The organism is Empedobacter sp. GD03797, from assembly GCF_029842105.1.
Lineage (GTDB): Bacteria > Bacteroidota > Bacteroidia > Flavobacteriales > Weeksellaceae > Empedobacter > Empedobacter falsenii_C.
Window position 1 is genome coordinate 15,254 of the sequence record NZ_JAOCFS010000017.1, and the last position, 13,393, is coordinate 28,646.

Genomic DNA, 13,393 nt, shown 5'->3' on the forward strand with positions numbered 1-13,393 from the left:
TACATAATTTCAATAAATACTATACAAAGTGTTAAAATTCAATAAGTTTAACATTTTGTAAAATATTTATCGATTAAAAACGTTTAAATCATTTTATGAAACTAAATTATCCAATTCAACTTACTTATGATGATTTTGGACATACGCTTCATCATAATCAAATTCAATCGGTTGATGGCAATTATCTTGTTTTTGATACACGTAATGATGATACAAAAATAGGAGAGACTTCTTCCATCTGTTTACTTCACACGAAAACTTACGAATCCGAAATTATCTATACCACAAATAGTCAAACAGAATTTGGTCCTGGTGTAGGTGCAGCCTCGTTTTCGCAAATTGAGAATAAAGTTATTTTTATACATGGTATTCGAAATGCAAATCAAGCAAATCCATATTCACCAACAAGAAGAACAGGTGTTGCAATTGATTTAGAATTTCCAAATCAACCTATTTTTATGGATGCCCGAAATATAAATTTTCCCTTTACAAATGGTGCTTTGCGTGGAGGAACACATTCACATTCTTGGAAAAAAGAAAAGAATTGGATTAGTTTTACCTACAACGATTATGTCTTGGAACAAGAATCTAAACAAAATTCTACCATAAAAGATCAGCGAGTAGTTGGAATGATGTTTCCAAAAAAGGTTGAGGTTGAGTTGGATGAAACATTAGAAAATAATTCTGGTGAAATGTTCTCAATTATCGTTTCGAAAGTAGTGACAAATCCTAAAAATGGAAGTGATGAAATCGAAAAAGCTTTTGATGAATGTTGGATTAACTCAACAAACAATATTGCATTTCAGGGACATATGCGTGATGAAAAAGGTAATTTGAAAACAGAAATTTTTGTTGCTGAAATTCCAGATGAAATAACGATTAATGAAAATGATGATTTAAAAGGAACTTTAACGACTTTGCCAGATGTGCCAAGCTGTATTTCGCAAAAACGAATCACTTTTACTCAAAATGGAATTAGCAATTTTAGACATTGGTTACGTTCTTCACCAGACGGAAAAATCATCTATTTTTTGATGGAAGATGAATTCGATAAAACGCAATTATTTGGTGTAAATTTAGTTTCGAATGAAATTATTCAATATTCTTTTTTAGAAAATTCGATTACCTCTCCATTCAATCTTTCACCAAACGGAAAATGTGCTATTTACTTTGTTGATGACAAAATATATCTAAATGATTTAACCGAAAAAAAATCTAAACAACTATATCAAGTTCAAAAAATCAATAATGAATTGACAGGAATTCCTAATTTTTCTATTGATGGAAAAAAAATCTATTTAAATCAATTTGTTCCAAATAATTTCAATGAAAAGTTTATTCAAATCTTCGAATTAGATTTATAAAAGACATTTGAAATATGTTAAAGTTCATGTTATTGTAAAAAAATATTTGTTCTTAATAAAAAAATATTCTAAATTTAGTACAGATACTTAACCGAACCTAAGGTCTATGCTTTAAAAAAAAGTTAGATTGCATGCTCTTATTCGAGTCTAACCAACGAGAATAAGACCTAAAACAAAACCTCCAAATTGGAGGTTTTTTTTATAATTTTATTAGTTTTACTTCATACAAATCCTTGCGTCTGTCTTTCATCGTTTTTACAGTTCCATACTCATGTAACTCTTTTAGAAGATAAAGATCAACATCTGAAATCAGTACCATTTCTGTATTTGGAGTTGCTTCTGCTTTGACTCCATTGTTTGGAAAAGAAAAGTCTGAAGGTGTGAAAACTGCCGATTGCGAATATTGAATATCCATATTATTTACGCGTGGTAAATTCCCTACAGAGCCCGCAATGGCCACATAACACTCATTTTCAATTGCACGAGCTTGCGCGCAACTACGTACTCGCGTATAACCATTTTGCGTATCAGTCATAAACGGAACAAATAAAATTTCCATACCTTGATCGGCTAAAATTCGGCTCAATTCAGGGAATTCGACATCATAACAAATCAGTAAACCTACTTTTCCGCAATCAGTATCAAAAACTTTTATTTCGTCGCCTCCATTCAATGCGTAATATTTGAACTCGTTTGGCGTAATATGTATTTTACTATACGAATCTAATTTCCCAGAACGATGACATAAAAATGATGTATTATATAGTTTTCCTTCCTTTAGATGCGGCATAGAACCTGATATAATATTGACATTATATGTAATTGCAAATTCTTGAATTTTCTTTACAATATCATCCGTCATTGTTGCTAATTGATGCATCGCCTCAATCTCTTTCAAGTGATTATACGGACTCATCAATGGCGAATTGAAAAACTCTGGAAACATGATAAAGTCAGAGCCATAGTCGCTCACCGCACTTACGAAAAACTCAATTTGATCGTAAAAATCTTGCAAACCATTAAACAAACGCATCTGCCATTGTACCAAACCAAGACGAATAGTACGTTTTGTTGGTGAATTAGATTTCAATTCAGGTTCGTAATAGATATTATTCCATTCTAATAAAGTGGCATATTCTAAGGATTCTTTATCGTCTTTCAGATAATTTTTCAAGATTTTTTTGACATTAAAATCATTCGAAATCTGAAAAGCTAAAGTTGAATCATAAATTTCTTTACTTTTTACTTTTTCTATATATTGTCTAGGAGATAATTCTTGCGAATATTTATGATAATTTGGAATACGACCTCCTGCAACAATTGATTTTAAATTCATTTCTTCGCAAAGGGCTTTACGTTCGTCGTACAAACGTCTTCCCAAGCGCAATTGACGATAATTTGGATGAACAAAAACTTCAATTCCATACATTACATCACCTTCTGGATCATGTTTTAAAAATTTACCATTAGATGTTATCGTATCATAATTCGATTCGATATTCGTTTTTTTCGAATTAACCACAATACTCAATGCCGAAGCAACAACTTTTCCATCCACTTCAACACAGAGTTGACCTTGCGGAAAAATAGCTAATAATTCTTTAATTTCGTCGACAGTCCAAGTTCCAAGCTGATTGTGATAGGCTTCTTTTGTAGATTCAGTCAAATCACTATAATCTTCAAGAGTCAAATTTCTGACCTGAATATTCATTTTATTTAGATTTAGATTATGCTTGAATTTAGCAAATATTAATCCAATAAACAATTTTAAAAAATAAATTTAGACCTATCTTCGTATAGACTAATAAGCATGAAATGAAAGATGTAAAAATAGAGTTTAGAAAGCCTATTTATCCTGTGAGTGACGAATTGAATCATTATTTAGAGAAATATCATCGCACAACAAAAGCGAGTATAGAATATGATGATTTGATGCGTTTTTCGGGTTGTGTAGCGTTGGAAGATAAGGAAGGGAATGACACGCATTGGTTGGGTGTTTATTATACAGACTCGGAACATCAGGAAATACAAGATAGCCTAAACAGAATTTATACTTACTTACATTCAGACGGAGATGAGGAGTCTTTGCCTTATCTTGTTGTTGATTCTATTGATTATTGTACATTCGGAAATTCGAAACCTTTTCGTATTCGGGTTCGTAATATTTTGAATGATAATTATACCAATTTTTACATTAAAAAAGCAGATGCTTCGCGTATTTATGGTTTAGAATTAGAAGATATTTTATCGCCTCACCGAATCAATTTTTTGGTCTACAAAAATACATTGATTGAAGAGCATATTTTAGGAATTCCAGGTGATGTTTTTATCAAAAATTATTTGGATAAATGTAATGATTTAGAGAAAAATCAGATTGCAAAAGAGTTTGTAAAGTTCAATGAACGTTGTTTTATAGGTCTTTTGGGGGATATGAGATCCTATAATTATGTGGTGATTCCAATTCACGATTTTGATCAAGTTATTTATAGAATTCGACCAATAGATTTTGATCAACAATGCTATGAAGGAAATTTAAAAATTTATCGACCACAGTATTTTAAGGAAAATAAAATTATGGTTGATTTGGTGAATAATCGTTTGAAACCAAATTCTGTCGATCAATATAGAAAAGAAGTAAAATCCTTGATTTCGAAAAGAATTTCGAATAGTTCGAAACGTTTTCGTGATTTAATGAAAATTATGAAAAATGATCATATTTCTAAACCAGAAAATATTGCACAATTACGAACTGGTTTTGCAAAGTTTTATAAAGATCAATCTTACGAAAATTGTGAAAGAATGGGGGAAGTCTTGTATAAAGCAATTGCGAATAGTTTGGAACAGATAAAATAAAGAAAAGCTTCTCAAAAATTGAGAAGCTTTCTTTTTTGATATAATTTAGAAATTAGTTTTTTAATAACTGTTTTCTGTAACGTAAAGCAACTAAACCTGCTCCAATTACCAATAAAGGAAAATAATCATTTATTGGAGTTGGATCTGGATCTGTACTAGGACCATTTGGATCATCTGTATTATCAGCTTTTTGAGTAGTGTTATTACTTTCAAAAAAACGAATTCCACCTTCTTCAGTATTTGCAAAAGTCACAGTAGACATCAAACAAAATAATAAAGTTATTTTTTTTATATTTTTCATACGTTAATTATTTTAAAATTACTTTTCTAGATTCAATTGTACCATTTGTATTCTCTACAACAACTACAACAACTTGAGGATTTACATTCAAATTGATTACATAATTTTTTGTATTTATGTTTTGAATATTTTGTAACTGTCTTCCTGAAATATCAACTAATTTTATTGATTTAATTGATTCTTTAGATGAAATTGTAATTTGTTTATTTTGAGCATAAACTACCAATCCTTTTTTAGATAAATCATTCGTAGATAATGTTTTATTTTGATAATTTATAGAGAAACGATCATTAATTTCACCTGCTTCTGTATCAAAAGAATAAGATTTTAATTCGTTTAAATTAAATACTTTATCTAATTTTTTGTCTACCAAATAGATATTTTGATTTTCGAAAACACCTTCAAATTGTTCTAAATTAATTTGATAAGTTCCTGCTTTTTTAACATTGAAAGTTAAATCAAAAGAATCTTCGTTATTAAAATCTCCACGTCCTTGAATTACAAATAAATCATTGTTCAAAACAGAATATAATCCTTCAGATTTATTATCAAATGGTTTAGCATCAAAATTTTGATCAAATTTATTTGTCGATCCATTTACATACCCTATTAAAGAAGAATTTATTTTACCTTGATTATTTGATAAACTTAACCAATATCTATCTTTTTGTTCTTTGTAATAAACTGGACCATTAGCTGAGGTACGCATCGCATTATTAAGTACTAAATTACCAGCGTTTGCTACTTTTACTATAAATCCTTGTGCAATATCAATATTTTGAGAAGTTACACTATTATCATTCCATCCTGTTCCATTATAAATAGCCCAGTTAGAACCTTGATATGCTCCATCTACAATTGGTTTAGAATGCGTCCAAACATAAACAGAGTTTATCCCTACTGATGTATTAGCAGCAATTAAAGCATCTAAACTAAGTGGTGATGCATAAGGGTTTCCTACTGCATTATTTCCTTTAGAAGCTTTAGTTACAGGAATCATTACTTCTCCATTAAATAATTGACCTCTAAATGAACTATCAAATACCTGAGCTTCACCTTCTCCATAATTATTATAATTATTAGGAGCTCTAAAAGAAATTAATTCTCCTACTTTAAAATTATCTGCAGCTGTTACATTCTCTGTCCAATCATTTGTTGATTCTAAAAATCTTGCAAAACGATTTGTTAAAGTATTTGGAGAAATTTCGAAAATATTTTGATTAATAACTGGTGAAGACCACATTAAATTTTCTAAACGGTAAATAGGTGTTGATGATCTATCAAACATTGCAGGACCTTCATTTACTGCGCTATTATTATTTTGAATCAAATAAGCACCGTGTCTGAATCTAAATGTTACATCATTTTTATTGACAACTTCATTTTCTACAGTAATTGTAATTCCTGCAGGAATAATCATATCTCTCTCAACTGTTAATTTCTTCGCAGAAAAACTTTCTGTTGGAGTTGCATGTAAAATAACTTCTTTTGTTAGATCTGGTGTTCCGTTAGACCATGCAGTTCCGTCCCATGTTGTAGAGTTAGAAGAAGCTTCATCCCACGTTAAGTTGAAATCATCAATAGCTGTTGATGCTCTATTATTTTTACCAGAAGCGTCTCCAGTAGTTGTTATTCTTATCCAAACATTTCCAGATTGGTTATCAATATCAGCAGGTAATGTAACGTCAACCGATTGATTTGTAAATTTTGAATCACCTGTTGTTAATGTAGCTGGTAAAGTTTGTAAAGCAACAAAGTTTAATGTATTTCCAACACTATATTCCACTTTCCAAGTCGTTATTCTTGGAGATGAACTATCTAAAGATTGTAATTTAAAATTTAATTTAAAATTAGATTTATTTTCAGTATTTGCTATCTGAAAAACAAATGAAGTTCCGTTTGTAGTTCCAAATGACCCTGTTTGCCTAACTCCTAAACTTCTATCTGTACTTGCATTTTGTACATTTGTTGAAGCACTAGCTGTTAAACCATTCGCTGATGCGAAATTTTTGAAAGCACCATTTGTATTGTTCCAAACAATTTTTTCTTTATTAAATATTACGTTTACCCCATTAGAAGTATTTGAAGTACCTGTATTAACAGTCCAACCATTAGGTAAATCAGTTTCAATTAAATCAAAGTTTTCTGTATAACTACCTCCCGAAGGTAAAGTTACTTGCCCAAAAGCAAATCCTGATAACAATAAAGTTAGCAAGGATGATCTAAAGTAAAATTTTTTCATAAATAAAATGTTTTTTTTAGTTGTTCAAAAATAGTGTTAATTTTTATAATCAACATTAATATAATATTAACAAAAATAAAACAATTAATTTATTTAGCTATTTTTAAACGAATAGGTTACAAAAAAAATCCACTAACTAAAAAAGCTAGTGGATTAATTTTAAATAAAGGGAAAAAATACTATTAATAGTATGTATATCTTCTAACACCTGCAATATGTTTCGCTAAACGCATTACTTGGTGGCTATATCCATATTCGTTATCGTACCAAACGTACATCACAACATTTTTACCATCTGCAGAAACAATTGTTGCATTACTATCAAAAATAGAAGGAGCAGTAGTTCCAACGATATCCGAAGAAACTAATTCGTTGTTCAACGAATATTTAATCTGTTCTACCAATTCTCCATTTAAAGCTGCACTTTTCATAATGTTATTTACATCCTCTACAGAAGTATTTTTATCAACTTCCAAATTTAACACAACTAATGATCCATTTGGAACAGGTACGCGAATTGCATTAGATGTTAATTTACCTCCTAAACTAGGTAAAGCTTTCGCTACAGCACTACCGGCACCAGTTTCTGTAATAACCATATTTAACGCAGCAGCACGTCCACGACGGTATTTTTTGTGCATATTATCAACCAAATTTTGATCGTTTGTATACGCATGTATTGTTTCTAAATGTCCTTTTACAACACCTAAATTATCTTCAACAACTTTTAAAATTGGTGTAATTGCATTTGTTGTACAAGAAGCAGCTGAGAAAATATTTACATTTTCTGGGCTATATTCTTCATGATTAACACCGTAAACAATATTCGGAACACCTTTTCCTGGTGCTGTTAATAAAACTTTGTCTGCACCAACAGATTTCAAATGACGAGATAAAGCCTCTTCATCTTTAAAAACACCTGTGTTATCAATAATCAAAGCATTATTAATTCCGTAAGTAGTATAATCAATATCTTCTGGCTGCGCTGCAGAAATCATGTAAACAGAAACTCCGTTGATGATTAACGCATTATTGTCGTGATCAGCTACAACGTTTCCATCAAAATCACCATGAACAGAATCATGACGTAACAAAGAAGCTCTTTTTTCTAACAAAACAGGATCGTTTTTATCACGTGTTACAACAGCGCGTAATCTTAATTGTTGACCTTTTCCCATTTGAGAAGCCAACTCACGAGCTAATAAACGTCCGATACGACCAAAACCGTATAAAACAACGTCTTTTGGTTCAACACTTTTTACATTTTTGCTTGCACCTAATTTCTCTTCAACGAAAGCTTCTGCCGAAGCGTAATTCCCAGAAATATATTCTTTAGCTAATTTTCCAACATCAAGTCTAGAAGCTGGTAATTTAGCTTCAGAAATAGCTTTAGCAATCGCTAATGTATCGTCGATAGCAATCTTTTTTTCTACAAATTCCTCAGCATACTGATGTAGATTTACGATGTCACTAACGTTTTTATCAACTAATTGATTACGGAAAATTACCAATTCAACAGATTGATCATACCATAAATCTGAAACAATTTTAATGAATTCTACAACCTTTTTGCTCATTTCATTGAAAGATGCGAGTTGCTGATCATAAGAAGAGTGGTTCATTTTAGAAAATGTTTATTTGTGTTTTTTTACTTAATTCTTGGCAAAAGTAAACAATTATAACGATTTCGTACATTTTTTTTACAAAAACTAATTATTGTCATAAAAAAGTAACTATTCCTACGAATAATACTAAAATATAGAAAAAAAATAAATTTTTAGTGAGAAATTTTAAATTTTAAGAACACTAATAAATAACTATTAACCATAATTTTATTGTTTTATTTGAATTGAATTTCATCTTACGAAAACGTTTTCGTAAAATAATTGTTAAAAAGTTTTATTTGCAAATTCGAAAAAGCGTTCTATATTTGCACTCGCAATACCGCAATAAACTGCGTTATTGGAGAGTTGGCAGAGTGGTCGAATGCGGCAGTCTTGAAAACTGTTGAGGGTCACACCTCCGGGGGTTCGAATCCCTCACTCTCCGCGAAAAGCTTGAACACTGGTTCAAGCTTTTTTGTTTTTATAACTCAAAGAATAGATTTTATGAATATTCTTTTTGTGATAACCTCATCACGAATTCGCTTCCAACGCCATATTCGCTAAATACATCTAGTGTTCCTTTTTGAGCTTCGATAAATTCTTTGCTAATAGCCAAGCCCAAACCTGTACCTTCTTTGTGAGTGCCTGGTACACGAAAATAGCGGTCGAAAACTTTGGGTAAAAATTCAGTTGGAATCCCAATTCCTTCGTCTTTAACTTTGAAGGATGTTTCGGTTGTTGTTTGTTCAATAGTAATCCAAATTTGAGCATTTTCGTGAGAATAATGTATTGCATTTGAGATTAGATTTGATAAAACCCAAGCCGTTTTTTCAAGATCAACTTTTATAGATTCTAAATGATTTGGAATATTCGTTTCTATGATTAAATGCTTTTGTTCAGCTAAAGTTTGGTTGGCTTTAACTGCATTTTCTACAATTTCGATTGGGAAAACTTCTGTTTTATTCATTTGAATTGTACCACTTTCTATCTGTGTTAAGTTAAGAAGTTCTTTTGTTATTCGCAATAAACGATGTACATCATCGTCAATACTAGTCACCAAATCATTTTGTTCTTCGTTTAATGTTCCTATTTGCTTATTTCGAAGCAATTGCAAACTCATTTCCATAGATGAAATAGGCGTTTTAAATTCATGCGAAACTGTAGCAATAAATCGTGTTTTGGCTGCATCTAGTTCTTTAAATTCGGTAATGTTTCTAAGAATGATCACATGCCCAACAACTTGTTTTATCGTTTCTCCTGTTGGAATTATTTCGATATGAAAAATTTCTTTGGTAAAAAATTGTTCTTTTTCATCCACTACAATTTGCAAAGGTTTTTCGTCTTTTATAATTTCTGTTTCGATATTTTGCAATAACAATCGAATCAAATCATTGTGCAAAGCCAAATCTTTACCTGCCTTATTTACCATTTGTTTAGCAGATAATCCTGTTACTTTTACAGCTTCATTATTCGCGAAAATTACTTGCATTTGTTCATCCAAACCAATTACAACATCGTGCATATTATTAATCAGCGTTTCCATTCTTGTTTTTTGTTTAAGAATAGTTGCTAAATGACTTTCGTTGTATTCTTCTAATTTAGAAGCCATGGTGTTAAAAGATTGCGCTAAATCGCCAAACTCATCTTTTTTGTCTAAATAGACACGCTCTTTGTAATTATTTGAAGCAATTTCCTTGATACTATTCGTTAATTTCTGAATAGGATTTGCAATATTAGACGGAATTTTAATCAAAGAATTAAAGGCTATAAAAATACATGCGATACCTGTGAAAATGATTAATAAAATGGCTTGATTAGCGGTCTTTTCAGCAAATTCACTTTTAATTTCTATGGCTTGCATATTCATTTCCATCATTTCTAAAAGCGAAATTCTAACATCTTTTAATAGTTCTGGAGAATGATTTCCTTCTTTATAAGCATCAAATTTATCTCGAATCTGTTGATTCAATTCTTTTTCACCTTGTTCTGTTGCGTTTAATTCTTGATTTGCTAATTGCTTTTCAAACGATTTGGAATTAAAGTTTTCCGCATCATTTAAATTTCGCATCATACTTTTTGCATAAATCAACGAGTTGTAATTATCATGCAAAATATTTTGTGTATCATTTTTCAATGAATAAATAGACCTAGTTGCTACAGCTGCCAATAATACAATCAATAAAAACAGCAAGCCTAATCCTAAGCGAAGTTTAGTTTTAATTCTCATTTTGATAAAATAATCACATCAACATGTAACGAAGATAGTTTTTTTAGTAATTGATTAAATACATTCGTAGCCAAAATAATCTGGATTAAATTTAACTTTGGTTTTCCCAAGCAAACAGTGGTAATATTACGCAATTCAATTTGTTGAATGATAGCTGTAGAAACTCGTTGATTCTTTACTTTAATAATTTCAGCACCTAATTCTGTAGCTAATTTTAAATTATTGATGAGATGTCGTTGTTTGTCCAAAGCAATTTTATTAGGATGTTCTTTTGGCGTTTCTACGTACAATACAAACCAACGTGAATTATAATATCCAGCCAAACGAGCGGTTTTTCGAATAACAGTTTTGGCATTTTTATCATTGCTACTAATGCATGCCAAAAAACGCGACGGTTTTGCATAAACAGATGATACATATTCGGTTTCAACCTTTTTTTCTACATGTGAAGCAACTTCTTTTAAAGCTAATTCACGCAATTGTAAAATATTTGAAGGAATAAAAAAGTTGTTTAAAGCCGTTTGAATTTTATCTTTCGGGTAAATTTTTCCTGTTTTTAATCGTTCAATTAAATCATCTGCGGTTAAATCTATATTTACAATTTCATCTGCTTGTTCCAAAATTATATCAGGAATTCTTTCCGAAACGTCAATTGTTGTAATTTCAGAAATACTATTATTCAAACTTTCTAAATGTTGAATATTTACAGCAGAAATAACATTGATACCAGCATCTAAAATTTCAATAACATCTTGCCAACGTTTTGCATGTTTGCTTCCAAAAACATTAGAATGTGCCAATTCATCCACAATAACAATTTCGGGTCTTTGTCTTAAAATTTCTTCCAAATCCATTTCTTCGACAGATTTACCTTTGTAGTAAATTATTTTTCGTGGAATTATCGTTAATCCTATAACAAGATTTTCTGTTTCGACACGTTTATGGGTTTCGATATATCCAATTTTTACATCGATCTTATTTTTTTGCAATTCGTGTGCTTCTTGCAACATACGATACGATTTTCCAACGCCAGCGCACATTCCAATATATACCTTAAACTTGCCTCGTTTCGATTTCCGAATCAAGGCAAGAAAGTCTTCTGCTGTATGTTGTGTTTCTTTCTCCATTTATAATTTTAATGCTAAGGAAGTTGTGAAAAATGTTTCATTTGATACATTTTTATCATTTCGAAAATAGATATCATCTTTACTCGAAAAATTTCTAATTTCTGTTCTCCACATCAAATTATTTGTAAAATAATGATCTAAATTCAAAGAAAAGCCAACTGTTTTGAAACCATTCTGTGAATCAGTTGAGATTATTACACCTTTCTCATCAGCATAATATTCGGCACGTGCAGTTGCAGACCATTTTTCATTGAATGTATATTGCCCAACTAAAATAGGACTGTACCAAATATTATAACTGTCTGATCCTTTCGATTTTTGTTGTGCACCAATATCAAAACCTGCGGTTATTGAAAGCTTTTTAATAGGTTTAAAAACAGCATAAAGATGATGAAAATAACGCATTTGACGCAAAGAATCAGGAGTATCGCTACCAATAAACGAGCTGCTGTTGATCGAAAATTTTTCATTTGGTGTGTAAGTAATTTGATGTCCAAAAGCTGGTGTAGAATTACCATCAAGACGCTTGATACGTTGCCAACCATTTAAATAATGCAAACTCATTGCCCATTTGTTATTTGGCGAAATATAACTCAGCTTAACACCAGTTGAAAAATACGGTGAATTCTCTGCCTGAATACTTCGTGTAAGTGTTGCAACATTAGCACCAATCGCACTTTCAAATCCAATGTGAGAAGGCATAATACCTGCATCTATCCACAAGTTTTTATTCTTTGAAAGTTTGACACCGATATTTGCTTCGTAAATATTTCTTAAACCATCAGGTTCTGCAGCAAGATTTGATTGCGTATAAGTTCCTGCCATTAAAGCAAGATTTCCTCGAACTCGTTCATCAGTGTATTGCAATTGAATTGTTCCGAAGTTTAAATTCGCCTCATTGTGTCGATTAAACGAATACAAATAATTAGGAAGCTGATTGTTTTTTGGTTGATTAAAATCGTAGGTATAATAAACTTCTGCATAACCAGAAAGTTTTAATTTCTGAATAGAATCGTTTTGAGCTTGAATATTTAAACCCAAAATAAAAGAACCAAAAGCAAGTATTTTTTTCATTATTTCGATAATTTATCCAATTCGATATTCAGTTTTAAGACATTGATTTTATCAGGACCTAAACTTCCTAATAAAGGTTTTTCAATTTGGTTATCAATCAATTCTTTTACTTTTTCGGGATCTAAACCTCGTGCTTTTGTAATTCGATCAACTTGCACAATTGCTCCTTGAACTGAAATATTAGGATCTAAACCACTTCCACTAGCCGTAATTAAATCTACAGGAACGTCTTCTTTTTTTGCCGTTGGATTTTTTTGAAGAAAATCATTTAAGCGTTTTTCAACTTCTTGCAAATATTCTTCATTATTTGATCCTTTGTTACTTGCGCCAGAACCTGCTGCATTGTAATCTACAGCAGATGGTCGCCCCCAGAAATAATGATCTTTTGAAAACGATTGTCCAATATTTTCGTAATAGTGCTGATTGTTTTTATCGGCAACTAAAAAACTTTTTCCTTGATTTGGAGAAAGTTGGGCAATTCCCCACATAGCTAACGGATATAATACCATTAAAAGGAGCATTAAGCTAAATGTTAGTAAAATTGCTTTTATACTATTTTGTTTCATTTTGTATTAGTTTTAAAAATTGCTGTTTTGAATTT

At 30.8% G+C, this 13,393-nt stretch carries 10 protein-coding genes and 1 tRNA gene; 3 read left to right on the forward strand and 8 right to left on the reverse strand.

Annotated elements, in window-relative coordinates:
• Positions 1-95: 95 nt before the first annotated feature.
• Positions 96-1,364: a DUF3748 domain-containing protein gene (locus N5D90_RS11305; RefSeq protein ID WP_280062503.1), complete on the forward strand. Its 1,269-nt coding sequence runs from the start codon at positions 96-98 to the stop codon at positions 1,362-1,364.
• Between the two features lie 199 nt (positions 1,365-1,563).
• Here N5D90_RS11305 and N5D90_RS11310 read toward each other — a convergent pair whose 3' ends face one another.
• Complete coding sequence (locus tag N5D90_RS11310) at positions 1,564-3,075, reverse strand: bifunctional GNAT family N-acetyltransferase/carbon-nitrogen hydrolase family protein (RefSeq protein WP_280062504.1); 1,512 nt, start codon at positions 3,073-3,075, stop codon at positions 1,564-1,566.
• 104 nt (positions 3,076-3,179) lie between these two features.
• On the opposite strand from N5D90_RS11310, the gene N5D90_RS11315 reads away from it, so the two are divergent.
• Positions 3,180-4,217, forward strand: coding sequence for a hypothetical protein (locus N5D90_RS11315; RefSeq protein WP_280062505.1), 1,038 nt, complete (start codon positions 3,180-3,182; stop codon positions 4,215-4,217).
• 52 nt (positions 4,218-4,269) lie between these two features.
• Here N5D90_RS11315 and N5D90_RS11320 read toward each other — a convergent pair whose 3' ends face one another.
• The 3 genes from N5D90_RS11320 to N5D90_RS11330 form a co-directional block, all read right to left on the reverse strand.
• On the reverse strand, positions 4,270-4,518 hold the full coding sequence (locus N5D90_RS11320) for a hypothetical protein (RefSeq protein ID WP_280062506.1): 249 nt from the start codon (positions 4,516-4,518) through the stop codon (positions 4,270-4,272).
• Positions 4,519-4,525: 7 nt separating this feature from the next.
• Positions 4,526-6,760 carry a hypothetical protein gene (locus N5D90_RS11325; protein WP_280062507.1) on the reverse strand — a complete coding sequence of 745 codons (2,235 nt, stop codon included), beginning with the start codon at positions 6,758-6,760 and terminating at the stop codon, positions 4,526-4,528.
• A gap of 182 nt (positions 6,761-6,942) precedes the next feature.
• On the reverse strand, positions 6,943-8,382 hold the full coding sequence (locus tag N5D90_RS11330) for a glyceraldehyde-3-phosphate dehydrogenase (protein ID WP_280062508.1): 1,440 nt from the start codon (positions 8,380-8,382) through the stop codon (positions 6,943-6,945).
• A 342-nt stretch (positions 8,383-8,724) separates the two neighbouring features.
• Here N5D90_RS11330 and N5D90_RS11335 point away from each other — a divergent pair.
• Positions 8,725-8,809: transfer RNA gene (locus N5D90_RS11335), tRNA-Ser, on the forward strand.
• A 57-nt stretch (positions 8,810-8,866) separates the two neighbouring features.
• Here N5D90_RS11335 and N5D90_RS11340 read toward each other — a convergent pair.
• From N5D90_RS11340 to N5D90_RS11355, 4 genes are read right to left on the reverse strand one after another with little or no spacing between them, the layout of a single operon-like run.
• Positions 8,867-10,591, reverse strand: a complete 1,725-nt coding sequence (locus tag N5D90_RS11340; protein WP_280062509.1) for an ATP-binding protein — start codon at positions 10,589-10,591, stop codon at positions 8,867-8,869.
• Positions 10,588-11,718 carry a sensor protein KdpD gene (locus N5D90_RS11345; protein WP_280050094.1) on the reverse strand — a complete coding sequence of 377 codons (1,131 nt, stop codon included), beginning with the start codon at positions 11,716-11,718 and terminating at the stop codon, positions 10,588-10,590. Before N5D90_RS11345 ends, N5D90_RS11340 begins: the two co-directional genes overlap by 4 nt.
• Positions 11,719-12,792, reverse strand: a complete 1,074-nt coding sequence (locus N5D90_RS11350; RefSeq protein WP_280050093.1) for a porin — start codon at positions 12,790-12,792, stop codon at positions 11,719-11,721.
• Positions 12,792-13,358: a potassium-transporting ATPase subunit C gene (locus N5D90_RS11355; RefSeq protein ID WP_280035958.1), complete on the reverse strand. Its 567-nt coding sequence runs from the start codon at positions 13,356-13,358 to the stop codon at positions 12,792-12,794. Before N5D90_RS11355 ends, N5D90_RS11350 begins: the two co-directional genes overlap by 1 nt.
• Positions 13,359-13,393: the final 35 nt, after the last annotated feature.

Excerpts from the sequence above, each read along its gene's own strand:
- N5D90_RS11305 (WP_280062503.1), top strand. The coding sequence starts at position 96 with ATGAAACTAAATTATCCAATTCAACTTACTTATGATGATTTTGGACAT.
- N5D90_RS11310 (WP_280062504.1), bottom strand. The coding sequence starts at position 3,075 with ATGAATATTCAGGTCAGAAATTTGACTCTTGAAGATTATAGTGATTTG.
- N5D90_RS11315 (WP_280062505.1), top strand. The coding sequence starts at position 3,180 with ATGAAAGATGTAAAAATAGAGTTTAGAAAGCCTATTTATCCTGTGAGT.
- N5D90_RS11320 (WP_280062506.1), bottom strand. The coding sequence starts at position 4,518 with ATGAAAAATATAAAAAAAATAACTTTATTATTTTGTTTGATGTCTACT.
- N5D90_RS11325 (WP_280062507.1), bottom strand. The coding sequence starts at position 6,760 with ATGAAAAAATTTTACTTTAGATCATCCTTGCTAACTTTATTGTTATCA.
- N5D90_RS11330 (WP_280062508.1), bottom strand. The coding sequence starts at position 8,382 with ATGAACCACTCTTCTTATGATCAGCAACTCGCATCTTTCAATGAAATG.
- N5D90_RS11340 (WP_280062509.1), bottom strand. The coding sequence starts at position 10,591 with ATGAGAATTAAAACTAAACTTCGCTTAGGATTAGGCTTGCTGTTTTTA.
- N5D90_RS11345 (WP_280050094.1), bottom strand. The coding sequence starts at position 11,718 with ATGGAGAAAGAAACACAACATACAGCAGAAGACTTTCTTGCCTTGATT.
- N5D90_RS11350 (WP_280050093.1), bottom strand. The coding sequence starts at position 12,792 with ATGAAAAAAATACTTGCTTTTGGTTCTTTTATTTTGGGTTTAAATATT.
- N5D90_RS11355 (WP_280035958.1), bottom strand. The coding sequence starts at position 13,358 with ATGAAACAAAATAGTATAAAAGCAATTTTACTAACATTTAGCTTAATG.